Origin of the sequence: Terasakiella sp. (assembly GCF_048267425.1) — a bacterium.
In the GTDB taxonomy this organism is placed as follows: domain Bacteria; phylum Pseudomonadota; class Alphaproteobacteria; order Rhodospirillales; family Terasakiellaceae; genus Terasakiella.
Map to the genome: position 1 here is coordinate 137491 of NZ_JBLWXN010000004.1, position 16707 is coordinate 154197.

Here is a 16707-nt window from a genome sequence, read left to right on the forward strand (position 1 = left end):
GAGTTATTCAATCAAACAGACTTCATCGAATGCAGGTCTTGGACCACGGTCATAAAGGCCTGCTTTATCCCCATAGCCAATATTGCATAGGAAGTTGGATTTGAAGCTGGAATCTTTAAAGAAAATATTGTCGAGTTTTTCAGAATCAAAACCGGACATCGGCCCACAATCAAGTCCTAAAGTGCGACATGCCATGATTAAATAGGCGCCTTGCAAATCACAATTCCTGATTGCTGTTTCTTCGCTAAGTTCGGGGTTTTGCTCGAACATATCGGCGGCACCGGGGAAGCTGGGAAAAAGACGCGGCATATTGGTGAAAAAACGCATATCTGTCGCAATAATGGCCGTAACGGGGGCCGCCATTGTTTTGGCAATGTTGCCTTCGGATAAACAGTCTTTTAGTTTTTCTTTGGCTTTTGGGCTTTTGATGAAGGTTATGCGTGCGGGACAGCAGTTCATACTGGTGGGGCCCCAGCGTGCCAAATCCCAAACCTGATTGAGAAGATCGTCGCTTACCTCTTTATCCAGCCAAAGGTTATGGGTGCGGGCTTCTAAAAAAAGTTGATCTAGGACTTCCTGTGATAAAGCGGCTGACATCTTATTTCCCCTATTCGATCTAAAATTATTTTTGTTATCCAAATAAGATAGGCTGAGTTTTCTTATCCTTCAATAGATTAGGTTGTTTTTTTCAGATTAGATTTATCTTGTATTATTAGTGTTTTCGAATTTAAAATCACGACTGGTTTAAAGTCGGAGGATGAAATGAAACGTTTATTGGTTATGGGGGCGTGCTGCCTCTTTGTGTTCGGGGCGTCTACGGCTTATGGGGATGATCGCAATGTCATTTTGGTTCCACAAGAAGTGAAATCGATTTTTCTGGAAGAAATGCGCACACACCTTGATAATCTAAACGAAATAACCTTGGCCTTGTCTGCGGGGGATTTCAAAATGGCCGCTTATATCGCGGAAAATAAAATGGGATTTGGATCTTCAGTTCGCACTGTGATGAAGGAACAGGGGCGAACCGATGAAGAAATCGAAGAAATGTTGATAAAATTGCGAGAAAGTAAATCACGCATTGATCACCCCGGTCGTGGGATGGGTCGTTTTATGCCGGATGAAGTCCGTGAAATGGGACGTGTTTTCCATGATGCGGCGGCTAACTTTGCAAATATCGCCAAAAATGTTGCGACACCGCCGACGACTGATGATTATCAACGCGTCTTTACAGCGCTTAGTGAAATAATTGATGTGTGTAGTGCCTGTCATTCATCTTATCGTGTGGAATAAATTGTGATGCAAACCAAAAAGAACGCGGATGTTTTAAAAGAAAACATTGAATTAAAAGAAAAACACATTCTGGATGTTGGCAGTGGCGAAGGTCACCTCAGCCGCATGATGGCCAAACAAGGTGCGCATGTTATCGGGATTGAATGTTCACCCCGTCAGATGAAAAAGGCGTTGTCTTATGACTGTGTCCGTGATGAAAAATTCATCGATGCCGTTGGGCAGGATTTACCGTTTGAAGATGCCACTATGGATGTGGTCGTCTTTTTCAACAGCTTGCACCATATCCCGGTTGATGAACAGTTCAACGCCTTAAAAGAAGCCGTGCGTGTCTTGCGCCCCGGTGGATTTGTTTATGTTTCCGAACCAGTGGCAGAAGGCCCGCATTTTGAACTGCTTAAACCCATCGATGATGAAACCTATGTGCGTGCGAAGGCTTATGAAGCTTTGAAGCGATACGAGGAATTGGGGCTTAAATGGGTGAAAGAGGAAACATACAATCACCCCGTGCGTCGTCAAAGTTTTGAAGAATTGCGCGATAAATTGACAGGTCCGAACCCGGAACGCGATGTCATTTTCGAAGAACAGGATGCTAAACTTCGCGCAGCCTTTGCCCATTATGGTGTTCAAAAAGAAGATGGCTGTACCTATTTCGATCAGCCTACCCGTATGAACTTACTGCAAAAGGTGTGAGGCGATTAGTTAAAAGCCGTTTGCAGCCACGTGATAAAACGGTTTGTTTTTTCACAGGTTTGCGGTTTTTTGGATGATAGTACGACATAGTCCACAGGTGTGTTGACAAAACCGAATGGCGCCACCAGCAGCCCGTTTTTTATATCGTCTGCAACCAGAACCCGTGGACCAATCGCGACCCCCATACCCGCAACAGCGGCCTGCAGGCTGAAATAGAAATGATCGAAAAACTTTTCTGTTTGCGGTGAAATGGATTGAGTTGATAAAATTTCCCAGTCTTTCCACGCTTGTGGTCGTGTCCGGGTGTGCAGCAGCGTCCATTGTTTTTCTGGGTGATTTTGTACGTAGTCAGGACGGCATACCGGACCAATTTCTTCTTTGCCTAATGGTGTGACCCAGTAGTCATCTGACCATTTAAAATCCGAACGCCGGATCGCAATGTCAATCCCCTGCTCTGCCAAATCGACAGGACCGCCTGCCGTGGAAAGATGAATGTCCAGGCCTGCGTGCTGGCTACGAAAGTTTTCAAGCCGGGGCATAAGCCAGCGCATTGCGAGTGAGGGTTCGCACGAAACTGACAGCTTTTGGTCTGTCGCTTTACTTGCCAATTCTTCACAGGCCCGTTCCATTTGCGCAAGGATATCATTCATCCGTATTGCAAAGTTTTTCCCTTTTGCGGTGATGTAAAGTCTGCGGTTACGGCGTTCAAACAATAAAACACCGAAGTAATCTTCCAACTGCTTTACGCCTCGACTAATTGCACCATGAGTCTGATTTAATTCCTGAGCCGCTTTGGTGAAGCTCTCGTATTTGGCAGCAACGCAGAACGCTTTTAATGCGGATATGGGAGGTAAGTTTTTCATCATCTGTGACTTTTGCTCACAATAAAGAATACAAGATATGATTTTTATATAATTTTTTCAAATGATCAAATGAGAAAGGGAATTTAATATGTAAATAAAATGGAGGATAAAATGGAATCTCAATTTTTTGCCGTTGCAATGATTACCCTTCTCGCCGTGATCAGTCCGGGACCGGATTTTGCAATGACAGTACGTAACAGTTTGCAAAATGGGCGTGTTGGCGGATTAATGACGGCGCTTGGCATTGCTTGTGGGGTATCGGTACATATTTTGTATACTCTATTGGGTTTTACCTTTGTCCTGATGGAAAATCTCTGGCTCCTCGAAATTATGAAATATCTGGGAGCCAGCTATCTCGTCTGGATCGGGCTTAAGTCGCTTTTTTCAAAAAAGAAAGATAACCAACTGGTGCAAAGCGAGCAGAATATAGGAAGCTTCGGAAATGGTTATGCATTTCGCCAAGGCTTCATCTGTAATGCACTTAACCCAAAAACAGCTTTGTTCTTCATTGCGTTATTTACACAAGTCGTCTTGCCGGAAACATCTTTGCAAACCCAAGTTGGTTTTGGTCTTTTTATTGCTTGTGCACACTGGATCTGGTTTTCATGTGTTGCCATCGCGTTGACACATCAAAAACTGGATACTGTTATTACTAAGATTAAAGATGGACTGGAAAAGGTTACAGGTGCGTGCTTGTTGGGACTAGGACTGAAGTTATTGTTTTATAAAGGATAGAATAAAAAAAAGGCCTCGATAGTGAGGCCTTTTTTTGACTGCAATGATTTTAGCGGAAGCTGTTGTTGATCCCGGCCAAGGCGTGATTGCCGGGGCACAGGGTTTTTTCATCCAGCGTATTAAGCGGTGTTTCCGTTGTGCCCAAGAAATCGTGCATATCGCGCAAGGTTGGGTCGCAATAGAGCAAACCTGTCAGGATTTCACCTTTAACGCGGTGTTGTTCAATCGCGTTAATAGCGGCAAAGCGATCTGTTGGATCATAGCCATCTTTTCCTTTATGCAGGCGGATCAGGGATCCGTCATGCAGGCAGATGTCTTTGCTTTCACCTTCTGCGTATTTTGTGGTGATTTCTTCACGTGAGGGTACGAAATCGGCAATATTACCGGCTTCGACATGTTCACGCACATAATCATAGCTGCGTGTGGAAGTCGCATGGTTGTTGAAGGTTACACAAGGCGACAATACGTCGATAAAGGCAAATCCTTCATGGCATAGGGCCGCTTTTAACAAGGGGACCAACTGATCCTTATCACCTGAAAAACTGCGCGCAACAAAAGTTGCCCCCAATTGCAGGGCCATTGTCGGCAGGTCAATGGCAGACCAAAGGATTTCTTCCCCTTTTTTGGTATGTGACCCCTTGTCTGCGGTGGCAGCTGTTTGCCCCTTTGTCAGGCCGTATACGCCGTTATTGGCAACGATATAGGTCATATCAAGGCGGCGGCGCACCACATGGGCAAATTGCCCCATACCGATGGAGGCTGTATCCCCATCACCGGACATGCCGACATATTTCAAACTGCGGTTGGCCATGCTGGCCCCGGTTGCAACAGACGGCATGCGTCCATGAACCGTGTTGAAACCATGCGATTTACCAAGGAAATAAGTCGGTGCCTTGGACGAACAGCCAATGCCGGACAGCTTGGCAACCTTGTGTGGTTCCAGCGATAGTTCAAAACAAGCTTGAACAAGGGCTGCACCAACCGCATCATGCCCGCAACCGGCGCATAAGGTGGACAAGGCCCCTTCATAATCGCGATATGTCAGACCAAGATCGTTTTTTGCAAGTTTCGGGTGGTGAAATTTGGATTTCAAGTAACTCATGTTCTTACCCTCTTGCCACTTTTGAAGCCGGTGCAACGGCGATATGATCGAGAATGGTTGCGCTGATGAAATCGGCCGTAATCGGTAAACCGTCGTAGTTACAAACCTTGACTAGTTTTGCCGGGTCAATGTCAAGTTCATTCATCAACAGGGTCCGCATTTGGGCGTCGCGGTTTTGTTCAACAACAAAGACCTGATCGTGTTGTTCGATAAAATCTTCCACAGCCTTGGCAAAGGGGAACGCCTTGAGGCGCATCCCGTCGACGTTTTGGCCTTGTGAGCGGAGAAGATCAAACGTTTCATCCATCGCAGCATTCGTTGTGCCGAAATAAACCACACCGATTTTGCTGCCTATGTTTTGGCTGTGCATTTCCGGTTGTGGCAGAATTTCGGCAGCAGTACGGAACTTTTTATTTAAACGTTCCATATTGCGCACGTAATCTTCGCCACGTTCTGTGTAAGCGGCATATTCGTTGCGTGACGTCCCACGTGTGAAATAAATGCCTTTTTCCGGGTGTGTGCCGGGGTATGTGCGATAACAAATACCATCACCGTCCACATCCAGATAACGTCCAAATTCTTCAACTTCTTCAAGTTGTTGGGCATTTAAGACCTTGCCACGATCATAGGTGCGGCTGTCGTCCCAACTGAGTTCGTCACTCATGTGATCGTTCATACCGAGATCAAGATCCGTCATCACCATGATCGGTGTTTGAATGCGTTCGGCATAGTCAAACGCATCCGCTGTCATATGGAAGCATTCCGTTGGTGTGGAGGGGAAGATCAAGACCTGTTTCGTATCCCCATGAGAGGCATAAGCGCAGGCAAGAATGTCGGATTGTTGTGTCCGTGTCGGCATCCCGGTTGAGGGACCCGCACGTTGCACATCAATTAAAACAACAGGAATTTCGGCAAAGTAAGCAAGGCCGAGGAATTCCGTCATCAAGGAGACACCAGGACCGGATGTTGCGGTAAAGGAACGTGCCCCGTTCCAGCCTCCGCCAATGGCGATACCGATGGCGGCCAGTTCGTCTTCGGCCTGCATAACAGCAAAGTTCTTTTTGCCCGAGGCCGGATCAATACGCAGACGATTACAGTATTTTTCGTAATTTTCCACAACGGAGGTGGATGGGGTGATAGGATACCACCCAGCAACCGTTGCCCCGCCATAAACGGCACCGAGACCTGCGGCTGTGTTGCCGTCGATCAAAATACGGTTGCCGACTTTGTCTGATTTTTGAACGCGAATACTCAGGGGGCAGTTGAAATTTGTTTTGGCATATTGATAACCAAGCTCTAACGCGTGAACGTTCGGTGAAATCAGCTTTTCCTTGCCTTTAAACTGATCGGCAATCAAGCCTTTCAACACTTCGAAATCCATATCCAGCAAGGCTGCTAGCGCACCGACATAGATGACGTTTTTAAACAGCTGACGTTGACGCGGGTCGTTATATTCACGCAGGCAGATAGCTGAGATGGGCATCCCCAGAAACGTAATATCTTTGCGCATCAATTGTGGATCGATTTCCTTGGTTGAGTCATAGAGGAAATAACCGCCTGCCTCGACACTTTGTACATCATCCATCATGCTTTGCGAGTTCATGGCAACAACGATGTCGGCCCCACCGGCGCGGCGCCCCAGATAGCCTTTTTCACTGACGCGCACGTCATACCATGTCGGCATACCCTGAATGTTTGATGGGAAGACGTTGCGCGGGCTTACGGGAACGCCCATGCGGAAAATTGCTTTGGCGAACATGTTGTTGGCACTGGCAGAGCCGGTTCCGTTTGTGTTGGCAAAGCGAATGACGAATTCGTTGACTGAATTAATGGTTTTCATCTTTATGCCACCTCAATCTGTGTCGCTTTGAAAAGGAATTTCTGCATATCCCATGCTCCTGTCGGACATCGTTCGGCGCATAGTCCGCAGTGCAGACACACATCTTCGTCCTTAACCATAATTTTGCGGCTTTTCAGCTCGCCGGAAACATATATATCGCGGTCGTTTCCAATTGCCGGGACACGTAAGCGTGAACGTAAATCGTCTTCGTCACCATTGGTGATGAAGTTGATACAGTCCATTGGGCAAATATCTTCACAGGCAACGCATTCAATGCAGCGTTCCCCCAAAAAGACGGTCTGTACATCACAGCTTAGACATCGGGCAGCTTCGCTTAAAGCGAGTTTCTCATCAAATCCCAGTTCGACTTCTGCATCGATATTTGCCAATGCTTCTTCCAAATTCATCACCGGCACCGTGTTGCGCGGATCGTTGGAAACAGCACTTTGATAGGACCATTCGTGAATGCCCATTTTCTGTGAAGTTAAGTTGTATTCCCCGACCGGAACGGCATTGACGTCTTTTTCCTTATTGAGAAAACGATCAATGGATCCGGCTGCGATATGTCCGTGGGCAACGGCGGTAATGATATTTTCTGGACCAAAGGCCGCATCCCCCCCAAAGAAGACTTTTTCATTGCTGGATTGCAGGGTGTCTTTGTTCAGAACAGGCATGCCCCAGTCATCAAAATCGATACCGAGGTTGCGTTCAATCCACGGGAAGCTTGCATCTTGACCGATTGCGACCAGAACGAGATCGCATTCGACCAGAACAGGTGCCTCCCCTGTTGAAATCAGTTTACGTTTGCCTTTTTCCCAGTGTGTTTCTACACGGTCAAATTCAACACCGATAAATTTCCCATCTTCCACCACATACCGCAAGGGGGTGTGGTTGGGAAGGATTTCGACGTTTTCCGCCATTGCATCTTCGCGTTCCCATTCTGAAGATTTCATTTCCTCATAGGAAGATCGCACAATGGCTTTGACCTCTTGTGCGCCCAATCGGCGTGCTGTGCGTGTACAGTCCATTGCCGTGTTGCCGCCACCCAGAACGACGACCCGTTTCGGTGCTTCTTTAATATGACCGAACGTGACACCCGCCAGCCAGTTGATGCCGATTTCGACATGATCACCGGCTTCTTCCAATCCATCCATTTTTAACGGACGGCCACTTGGGGCGCCAGTACCGACAAAGACAGCGTCGAAACCTTCATCCATCACGGCTTTCATAGAGGTTACTTCGCCATTAAAGCGACGTTCAACACCCATATCCAAAACCACATCGACTTCGCTGTCCAAGGTTGTCAAGGGCAGACGGAAAGATGGGATTTGGGTGCGCATCATGCCGCCAGCCAGAGCATCGCGTTCAAAAATTGTACATTCGTATCCCAAGGGCATCAAATCGCGTGCCACTGTCAGGGATGCCGGTCCGCCACCAAGCAAGGCAATCTTTTTGCCATTTTTCTTGGTCGGGATGATGGGAAGACGGTCTTTGATCTCTTCCTTATTGTCAGCGGCAACCCGTTTAAGGCGACAGATCGCTACGGGTTTTTCCTCGACGCGCTGGCGTCGACAGGCTGGCTCGCACGGACGGTCACATACACGGCCCAAGACACCGGGGAACACGTTTGCTTCCCAGTTGACCATGTAGGAGTCCGTATAACGGCGGGCTAAAATAAGGCGAATGTATTCCGGGACCGGCGTGTGTGCCGGACAGGCATACTGGCAATCCACCACTTTATGAAAGTGGGAAGGATCAGATGTGTTGGTGGGTTTCACGGTAAACCTATCTCACAAACTGTCATAAAAGAGTCAAAACGACTATGACTTCTTTACGGGCATTCTGCCTAATCTTCAAGCATGACTTTGTAAATTATTGTCGTTTTTTTGGGCATGTTGATAATAATAATTCGCAAATTAGAGTATTGAAATGTAAATATTTTTTATTTTATTGGTCTTACCAGCCCATGAAAAAAATAAGCTGGACCTGACTTTATAAATGTTCTAAATTGAGTTTATAGCAGACCTACAATTCCTTGGCAGCACACTTTCTTTTTTGAGGAGAAAAAGAAGATGGAACAGCTATTGAAAATTGGGGTATCCGCCTGCCTGTTGGGACAAGAAGTTCGATTTAACGGCGGTCATTGCAATCATCGTTTCCTAACCCATTATTTTTCCAAATATGCCGTGTTTGAATCGGTTTGCCCGGAAGTGGCAATCGGCATGGGTATTCCACGCAAATCGGTACGTTTGGAACGTGAAGATGCCACGAGCGATGCCGTGCGAATGATTGAACCAAAAAGCGGCCATGATTACACCGATGATATGGTTGCCTACAGTGCTGAAAAAGCGGCTGAGTTAAATGATTTAGACGGATTTGTTTTTAAGAAAAATTCGCCAAGTTGTGGTGTGTTTCGTGTGAAAATCTATCAAAATGACCAACCGAGTGAACGTCGGGGAACTGGTTTGTTTGCTCAGGCGATCATGGAACGTTACCCCGAATTGCCGGTGGAAGAAGAAGGTCGCTTGTCTGATCCCTTCTTGCGGGAAAATTTTGTGGAACGGGTCTTTGCCTTTCGCCGTGTCAAAGATTTATTTGATCGCAAATGGAGCCGCCGTGATGTCATTGCATTTCAAGCCCGTGAAAAACTGTTGCTGATGGCGCATGCGCCGCATAAGGCAAAGTTGCTGGGCCAATTGGTTGGACGAATTAAACAGTATCAGCGCGATGACTTTGCAGCGGCCTATATTCAGGCTTATATGGGCTGTATGAATACAAACCCAAGTAAAGGCCGTCATACGAATGCGATGATGCATATGGCGGGGTACCTGAAAAACAAGCTCAGTCAATCTGGTCGGGCGGAACTGGCATCCGTTATTTCAGATTATCGTCAGGGCTATGTTCCGATGACTGTGCCGATGGCGTTGATGCAACATATGATCCGTCGTTTGGAAGAAGGTTATCTGGCCAATCAGACCTATTTGGCCCCTCACCCGCGTGACCTTGCCTTACGTAATCATGTTTAAGGATGGGACTGTGATGAAACGCTTCTTTATACTGATCTTATTGATTGTGGGATTTACAATGACACAGGCCAAAGCTGAGACAACAGCGTTTGATTTTATCTTCGAAGATATTGACGGCGAAGAATTGCCCCTGTCTAAATTTACAGGCAAGACGGTGATGGTGGTCAATACGGCTTCTTATTGCGGTTTTACCAAACAGTATGATGCTTTGCAGGCTGTTTGGGCAAAATATCGCGACCGTGGACTGATTGTCTTGGGGGTACCGTCTAACGATTTTGGGCAACAGGAACCGGGAACGGAAAAAGAAATTAAGGAATTCTGCGAAGTGAATTTCAATATTGATTTTCCGATGACGCAAAAAGAGGTTGTGAGCGGTAAAAATGCCCATCCATTTTATCAATGGGCGCGCAAGGAATTGGGCTTTGTGGCTGCACCCAAATGGAATTTTCACAAATATCTGATTGATGGCAATGGTAAGCTTGTTGATTGGTTTGCGACAACAACAAAACCCGATGCCCCAAAAGTAATTGCGGCAATTGAAAAGAGTTTGGGGCGTTAAAACGCCCCCTTCTTTGTGTTATTTCATACCGCTGATGTATGTGGCGAGGGCTTGAATTTCCATTTCGGTCAATTTGGAGGCAATGGAATGCATAACCGCGTTATCGTTGGTTCGATTGCGGTTATGGAACTCGGTAAGCTGGTCGGCAAGGTAGCGTTTGTGTTGACCTGCCAGTCGCGGTAATTTTTGTGTCCCTTTACCCTCGTCCCCATGACAGGTTTTACACGCGGTAACGCCTGAATATTTGTTGCCGTTCATGTAAATATATTGACCAACGGCGGCAAATTCTTCATCACGCACGCGGTGGGAAAGCGGCGGTTTGGCCGCAAAATATTTGCCAAGTGCGACCATTTCATCCGGTGTCAGGTCTTGTGCCATTTCATTCATGGTGCCTGTACGTCGCCCGGCTTGAAAGTCAGCCAGTTGTTTGGCGATATATTCTTCATGCTGGGCAGCAAGCCGGGGATAAATCGCACTGGAGCTTTCCCCGTCTGTACCGTGACACAAGTGGCATTTTTCTTCGACGATTTCGATGGCACGATCCAGATTATCAGCCAAGGCCGATTGTGTGCTGATAAAAAGTGTGGAAATCAAAAAGGCACGTTTAAACATATGTTCTTTATCCCCTGTGAACCGATTTTCTTGTTTATAGCAGAAAAGATTGTGTTTTGGGATGAGGAAAAGATATGTGTGCTTATTGATCTAACTTTGCAATTTCCTGATCATCCAGTTCACGCAAAACACGAAATCCGGTATCGTCGCTACGTCGTGTCGGGAAATCGCGCCATCGGTTGGTGACACGGATTTCTTTGGGCGGGAAGCTCCAGCCACCGCCGCGAATAACGCGTTTGCCGCACCCTGCGGGGTTTTGATAGGCGGTGCCGTCCAGCCCGATCCCTTCAAATTGATCATTCCAGCAATCTTCCACCCATTCAAATACATTGCCGCTGGTATCGAATAATCCAAGCTGATTGGGGGCAAAGCGTCCAACAGGTGCTGTTTTTTCACTATCCCAAATGCTGCCGCATCCTGCGCAATTGGCAAGGCCTTTGCCCAGTTTATCCCCCCAGGGATAAGCTGTTGTGGTTCCCGCGCGCGATATATATTCCCATTCGGCATCGCTGGGTAAGCGGTAGGTATGTCCGGTTTTTTCACTGAGCCAGCGGGTATAGGCTTTGGCCTCTTCCCACGCGACATTAATGACGGGACGCCGTCCCCTGCCCCATGCAGAATCTTCTGGTGGGGTGCAATCTGTTTCCCGGCAATATCGGGTGTATTCGGCAAAAGTGATTTCAAAGACCCCTATGGCAAAAGGTCTGGTCAAGGTGACGGGTTGGATCGGTTTTTCGTCGAAGTCACCATTGGCATCACCGCGCAAATAACTGCCCGGTTTGATCAGGCGCAAAAGCGGCCCACTGCTGCCATCGACAAAATGATCACGTAAGGTATTTTTGTTCATTTGGGATTTGAATCCAGATACCAATAGCTTCTCTGGATGATCGTTACGGCTATACCCGCTTTTAAATTCAATGGCTTGTATGGACTTCAAATCCAGTTGCAGGGCGTTCCCATTTAAATCTGTCAGCCCCAAATCGGTTTCAGCATGTAGACCGCTCAACCATGAGTGATCGTTTCGTCGGCGCAAACGAATTTTAAGAACCTCTTCATCCTCGGAATAGGTCAGGTCCAGTAGGTCGGCCTCTGTGCTGGGTAAAATAGCGGTTTGTCCATCTTGCTCGACCCGGAACAAGGTGGCTGTATGGTAGCCTAAAAAGACGTCGCCATTGTTCATTTCGATAATATCAGGGGCGGCTTCTAACGGTTTTCTTTGGGCGCGTTCTTTTCGGCTGTGTTCAAATTCAATCAATTGAATTTCGGTTTTATCCAAGGGCAGGTCGGGACCCAAGGCACGGGTGGTGACAAATGTATTTTCTTTTATCTGCCCACTGAAAACTTCGCCATCTGTTGTGGTGACGCGATCATTCGCCTGTGGTGTGGGGGCAAAGAAAATATGTGTCAGTCTGTCACGTGTCAGCGTTATGTTACCATAGTCGGTAGCAAGCTGAATTGTCTTTTGTGCGATAATCCCGTTATGGAATTCGCCGCGTCGCGTCTGAATGACATCGGCCCAAACGGTGTGGGCGAATGTGATGGCGGATAGAACAGAAGTTGCAATCAGGTAACGTTTTTTTGTTTTCATTAACCTTCCTCCCCACGTGTATAATACGCATTAATTACACAAGTGAAAAGTGTGCTTTTTAGAAAACAAAACGGCCTTGCACCGGATGATGCAAAGCCGTTTAGGAATGTCCGTATAAATCCGTTGTTTAAGAGGATTTGGACTGAATGTAGTTTTTGAGACCCATTTTATCGATCAGGCCAAGCTGTTTTTCCAGCCAATAGGTGTGATCGTCTTCTGTGTCTTTCAGCAGGTCAATCAGCATTTGACGAGAAACGTAATCTTGTTCCTTCTCACAGAGGGCAATAACCTTTTTCAGCTCTTTACCGACCATGAGTTCATATTCAAGATCGTTTTGCAGCATGGAGGGAACGTCTTTGCCGATTTTCAGCGCGTCGCGTGCTGCGACATCCGGTGTACCTTCCAAAAACAGGATACGTTCCACGATGCGGGCTGCGTGTTCCAGTTCTTCTTCCTGTTCGTGTTTCAGGCGTTCGAACAATTCACTCATGCCCCAATCGTCATACATGCGCGAATGGATGAAATATTGATCCGCAGCACTCATTTCGTGGGCAAGAAGGCCGTTCAGAGCCTCAATAACCTTTTTGTTGCCTTTCATTTGATCGGCTCCTTATCTTACGTCTGTGATTGAATGTAGTTTTGCAGACCTTGTTCTTTGATCTGCCATTGCTGGGTTTCCAGCCAGTCGAGGAATTCTTCTTCATCTTCGATGATGTCATCCAGAAGATCGCGCGAAACGAAATCGCTTTCAGCTTCGCAAAGTGCGATGGCTGCGCGCAAATCCTGCAACATGGGGTCCAGAAGGTCCATTTCGCACTGGATAATTTCTTCGGTATTTTCACCAATGCGCAATTTACCGAGGCTTTGCAGATTGGGCAGACCTTCTAAAAACAGAATGCGTTCAATCAGCTTGTCCGCTTGTTTCATGTCCTTGATGGATTTTTTGTATTCTTTGCTACCGATCTCGCCCATTCCCCAGTCGTTAAACATACGTGAATGCAAGAACGTTTGGTTAATGGAAACCAATTCGTTGCCCAGAATTTTATTGAGTTGGGCAATGACTTTTGGACTGCCTTTCATTTTGTTTTCCTTTCAGGGGTCGCGAAATATTGTTGAGCCCATGATATGTGTATTTGTTGAGAATAAACAAGTGGGAAATATAAAAAAGTTTAATAAATTCAATGATTTAGTTAATAATGATTATTAATTCTAATCGCGTTTCAGTTCTTGCTTATGTATGTAATAGCTTTGTTCACCCATCATACGAGCTGGAAAAACTTTTATTTCAGAAAGACTTGAGGGGGCAGTGGTACTGATATCCCATAGGGGGAAATCCACTTGATAAGGGTAATATTTGTCAAAGACATGGCTATTGGGAAGTCGATCATGGAGGTAATGGACACCATGATGGGTTATCACCTTATCGGCACTTTCGTTTAGCAGGTGTTGCCGTGTGAGTTCTAAAGGGGACAGTCGGGGGGAATGGATGTTCATTTGATTCGAAATGAAAACCTGTAAAGCGATAAGGCTATAAAGGGCGATTTTATTTATAAGATGATCGGTTTTTGCGATGAATATGAGGCTTAAAATCAAAGGTAAAGCCAAGTGACGCAAATTTTCAGGATTTTGGAAAAGCAGAATCCACCCCCATCCGAATATGACGATAAAGAGCAAAATGCTTTTACGATGAGAATAGAGGCTGAAGGCCAAACCAAGACTGAGAGCTAAGAAATAGGCTACCCCGCCGGGGATAAGAGAAAAGCTGTCAAACCAGGATAGCTTGTTGGTACCCAGTGTTGTATTTCCCCATAAAAGGAAATGTCCTTCGATAAAGCGCCAGCCTTCCCAAACAAGTGGCATTTGTTCGATGGCGAGCAGGCCGAGCAGAAACAGCAAACACAGTATGATACAGGCAAGAACAAAAGGAAGGGCCGCTTTTTTGTCTTTTACAATTGCCGCAATTATAAAGATTGCCGCAAAAATAACAAAGGAAGGACGACAGGCTAAAGCGCCACCAAGTAACAGGCCGCTGATTGTGAAATTACCTTTTCGGTATTGCCATAGGGTTGCGAGAAAAAAGGCAATGCCCGCACCGTCAGACATAAGGCTTAGCCCTAAATATGGCAAAAGCGGCATGCTGAGTGCGCATAGAAACACGGCAAGACGGTTTTTTTCCACGCACAAGAGGCAAAGGACGGGAATGGCAAGTGCCATTGAGAGGGAGAGAAAAGACAAGGCGCTTAGCGGACTAAGGCCAAGGCCATATAAAGCTTTGCCTAACAGGATAAAGCCCGGATAACCGGGAAAGTGTGGTCTGAATTCCAGAATACTGAAACGTTCGATACCACGTAAGAAAAAATAGGCATCATCGTTTGAAAGCGAGGGCGCAAATGAAAATAGCCAAACAGCCAAAGCTCCATAAAGGGTGCAGGCGATAATCCAGCCCCCTGCCCTAAAGCTTGGCAAATTCTTTCACCAATTGATCGAGTGACTTTTGATATGCGTCCGGGTCAGCAGGTGTTTGGCCTGCCCCAAATACGCCGGGTTTGCCGATAGCATTCAGGCAACCTTGTAAGATTTTTTCGATGTTGTTTGCTTGTGCTTTTGGTAATTCCGGTTCAATCACGTCGAAGAAACGTTTGGATTTCATTACCATGACTTTTGCGCTTTGATAGTTCTTAAGATTACGCGCCGCGATAATCAGGCGGCGTTGAATTTCGGCCGCATATAAGCGATGAATATTGTGAAGGATGGCTTTTTGATCTTTTTGTTCCACAGCCTTTTCAAAATTGTTGAACAACGGCTTATCGAACTTATGTGACAGAAACTCGATATCATCTTTCATCAGGTTGAAATATTTAACAACTTTATCGAAATCATTTTTTTGAAGTCCGCTGACGATCCCGTTACGCCCATCGATCAGGGGTTCTTTGCCGGCAGCGGAATAGGAATAGGCGCTGGCATGCCCTGAAATGGTAAAACCAAGCAGAAGAATGAGAAGAAAGCGCATAATATTCTCCTAAGCGACACTTTGGGTCTCAATGACCGTACGTTCGTTGCGATGATCAAAAATGGCACGGCGGCAGTCTTGGCCGTTCAGAACAGCGCGTGCCGCCATTTGGCCCATTTCCATTGCTGTATCTGTGAAGATATAGCGAAATGTTGCCTGTCGTCCACATTGAATAAGGTTGTTAAATGGATTGAGATAGGCAATGGCTTTTTCCCGTTCGATTTCGTATCCCACAGACATCAAGGGATAGGCCTGCGCCCCGAAGGTGGAAAAATATTCCCCTGTCGCTTGTCGGGACGGAACACCAAGGCGATCCAAGTCGATGCAAGCGCGTTTAAACAGGTCGGCATCCTCCATTGTCCAGAGGTCACTGCCCGGATCACAAGGAATTTCCAGCATGAGCGAGCTATGCCCGTTTGGTGCCATATAGGGGGAACGTCGTTTGGGTTCTTGCAGACGGGTCGCCATGATGTGTGGATCGGATAGATATTGCCATGTGTTATCCGAAATATTATCCGTTTCCATCGGCATGCAGAAAAAACGCACACCACGAAATTTTAAGGTGCTGGTCCCGCCACATAACCTTACCATATCGGGTAAGGATATTGTTGAAAGGTATTGATCTGCAATAATTTTTTCACCATTGGCAAAGATAGCGGTAATTCGATCCTGTCCACATTCAATCCCGTCTATTTGCGTCCCATAACGGATTGTTCCGCCAAGGTGTTCGAATTCACGGGCGATTTTTTCAAAAATAACACCAAAGCCATATTTGGGATAGCGGTACGAATGAGCATAGGTGCGCGGTGTCGCATCGCGTGTTGGCAGCAGGCGACGTGCAACATCTTTTAAATCCAGCAGGCTGATGCGCTGGGAGGCCCAATCGGCAGACAGGTTTTTAGGATCAATCCCCCAAAGTTTTGCTGTATAACCTTCGAAGAAATTACGATAGAGCGTTTTGCCAAAACGGCTTTCGATCCATGTAGCAAAGCTGGTGTTATCCGGTTTTTGAAAGGGCAAAGTTGCCAAATCCAGCCCCGCGCCAGCCAATAACGCAGTTGGGGCTGTTTTTAACAAATTCCCAAGGGCGAGCGGATAGGCATAGGTTCGACCACGAAAGCGAATGACGCTTTTGCGATAGGCCGTTAAAAGATCATCCCCGACCAAGTCTTCGACCAGTTGCAGCAAGTCGGGATCATGGGTGATGAAACGATGCCCACCAAAATCAAACCGATACGTACCGTGTTTGCCTTCAAAGACTGTGGTGCCACATAATCCGCCTTCAACCTTGCGCTTTTCATACAAGGTGACCGTCTTGCCTGCCTTGGCAAGCTCATAAGCGGCCATAAGGCCCGCAGGCCCGGCACCCAATACAGCGATGGTTTCAACCAT

General features: G+C 46.7%; 17 protein-coding genes. 5 read left to right on the plus strand and 12 right to left on the minus strand.

What is annotated here, in order from left to right; translation table 11 throughout:
- Window positions 1-3: 3 nt before the first annotated feature.
- A complete protein-coding gene (locus tag ACN0VA_RS08490; RefSeq protein WP_417820726.1) occupies window positions 4-597 on the minus strand; it encodes a malonic semialdehyde reductase in 594 nt (197 codons plus the stop codon).
- Between the two features lie 165 nt (window positions 598-762).
- Between ACN0VA_RS08490 and ACN0VA_RS08495 the strand changes: the two genes are divergently transcribed.
- Both ACN0VA_RS08495 and ACN0VA_RS08500 read left to right on the plus strand, forming a co-directional pair.
- Window positions 763-1290 carry a hypothetical protein gene (locus ACN0VA_RS08495; protein WP_417820727.1) on the plus strand — a complete coding sequence of 176 codons (528 nt, stop codon included), beginning with the start codon at window positions 763-765 and terminating at the stop codon, window positions 1288-1290.
- A 6-nt stretch (window positions 1291-1296) separates the two neighbouring features.
- A complete protein-coding gene (locus tag ACN0VA_RS08500; protein ID WP_417820868.1) occupies window positions 1297-1980 on the plus strand; it encodes a class I SAM-dependent methyltransferase in 684 nt (227 codons plus the stop codon).
- A gap of 5 nt (window positions 1981-1985) precedes the next feature.
- On the opposite strand, the gene ACN0VA_RS08505 is transcribed toward ACN0VA_RS08500, so the two are convergent.
- Window positions 1986-2843, minus strand: a complete 858-nt coding sequence (locus ACN0VA_RS08505) for a LysR substrate-binding domain-containing protein (RefSeq protein ID WP_417820728.1) — start codon at window positions 2841-2843, stop codon at window positions 1986-1988.
- A gap of 111 nt (window positions 2844-2954) precedes the next feature.
- Between ACN0VA_RS08505 and ACN0VA_RS08510 the strand changes: the two genes are divergently transcribed.
- Window positions 2955-3578: a LysE family translocator gene (locus ACN0VA_RS08510; RefSeq protein WP_417820729.1), complete on the plus strand. Its 624-nt coding sequence runs from the start codon at window positions 2955-2957 to the stop codon at window positions 3576-3578.
- A gap of 49 nt (window positions 3579-3627) precedes the next feature.
- On the opposite strand, the gene ACN0VA_RS08515 is transcribed toward ACN0VA_RS08510, so the two are convergent.
- From ACN0VA_RS08515 to ACN0VA_RS08525, 3 genes are read right to left on the minus strand one after another with little or no spacing between them, the layout of a single operon-like run.
- Entirely contained in the window at window positions 3628-4680 is a 1053-nt protein-coding gene (locus ACN0VA_RS08515) for a 2-oxoacid:ferredoxin oxidoreductase subunit beta (RefSeq protein ID WP_417820730.1), read from the minus strand.
- 4 nt (window positions 4681-4684) lie between these two features.
- Window positions 4685-6520 carry a 2-oxoacid:acceptor oxidoreductase subunit alpha gene (locus ACN0VA_RS08520; protein ID WP_417820731.1) on the minus strand — a complete coding sequence of 612 codons (1836 nt, stop codon included), beginning with the start codon at window positions 6518-6520 and terminating at the stop codon, window positions 4685-4687.
- Between the two features lie 2 nt (window positions 6521-6522).
- Window positions 6523-8298 carry an FAD-dependent oxidoreductase gene (locus tag ACN0VA_RS08525; protein WP_417820732.1) on the minus strand — a complete coding sequence of 592 codons (1776 nt, stop codon included), beginning with the start codon at window positions 8296-8298 and terminating at the stop codon, window positions 6523-6525.
- Window positions 8299-8592: 294 nt separating this feature from the next.
- On the opposite strand from ACN0VA_RS08525, the gene ACN0VA_RS08530 reads away from it, so the two are divergent.
- The gene (locus tag ACN0VA_RS08530) at window positions 8593-9546 is read left to right on the plus strand and encodes a YbgA family protein (RefSeq protein WP_417820733.1); all 954 of its coding nucleotides are present in this window, start codon (window positions 8593-8595) and stop codon (window positions 9544-9546) included.
- Between the two features lie 13 nt (window positions 9547-9559).
- Entirely contained in the window at window positions 9560-10105 is a 546-nt protein-coding gene (locus tag ACN0VA_RS08535; protein ID WP_417820734.1) for a glutathione peroxidase, read from the plus strand.
- 18 nt (window positions 10106-10123) lie between these two features.
- Here ACN0VA_RS08535 and ACN0VA_RS08540 read toward each other — a convergent pair whose 3' ends face one another.
- From ACN0VA_RS08540 to ACN0VA_RS08570, 7 genes are all read right to left on the minus strand, one after another.
- Window positions 10124-10717 carry a c-type cytochrome gene (locus ACN0VA_RS08540; protein WP_417820735.1) on the minus strand — a complete coding sequence of 198 codons (594 nt, stop codon included), beginning with the start codon at window positions 10715-10717 and terminating at the stop codon, window positions 10124-10126.
- 82 nt (window positions 10718-10799) lie between these two features.
- Window positions 10800-12305, minus strand: coding sequence for a formylglycine-generating enzyme family protein (locus tag ACN0VA_RS08545; RefSeq protein ID WP_417820736.1), 1506 nt, complete (start codon window positions 12303-12305; stop codon window positions 10800-10802).
- Between the two features lie 127 nt (window positions 12306-12432).
- Entirely contained in the window at window positions 12433-12903 is a 471-nt protein-coding gene (bfr, locus tag ACN0VA_RS08550; protein ID WP_417820737.1) for a bacterioferritin, read from the minus strand.
- 17 nt (window positions 12904-12920) lie between these two features.
- Window positions 12921-13385: a bacterioferritin gene (bfr, locus tag ACN0VA_RS08555; protein WP_188664124.1), complete on the minus strand. Its 465-nt coding sequence runs from the start codon at window positions 13383-13385 to the stop codon at window positions 12921-12923.
- A 129-nt stretch (window positions 13386-13514) separates the two neighbouring features.
- On the minus strand, window positions 13515-14771 hold the full coding sequence (locus ACN0VA_RS08560) for a hypothetical protein (RefSeq protein WP_417820738.1): 1257 nt from the start codon (window positions 14769-14771) through the stop codon (window positions 13515-13517).
- Window positions 14758-15315, minus strand: a complete 558-nt coding sequence (locus tag ACN0VA_RS08565; protein WP_417820739.1) for a hypothetical protein — start codon at window positions 15313-15315, stop codon at window positions 14758-14760. The genes ACN0VA_RS08560 and ACN0VA_RS08565 overlap by 14 nt, the downstream gene beginning before the upstream one ends.
- Window positions 15316-15324: 9 nt before the next feature.
- Window positions 15325-16707 carry an FAD-dependent oxidoreductase gene (locus ACN0VA_RS08570; RefSeq protein ID WP_417820740.1) on the minus strand — a complete coding sequence of 461 codons (1383 nt, stop codon included), beginning with the start codon at window positions 16705-16707 and terminating at the stop codon, window positions 15325-15327.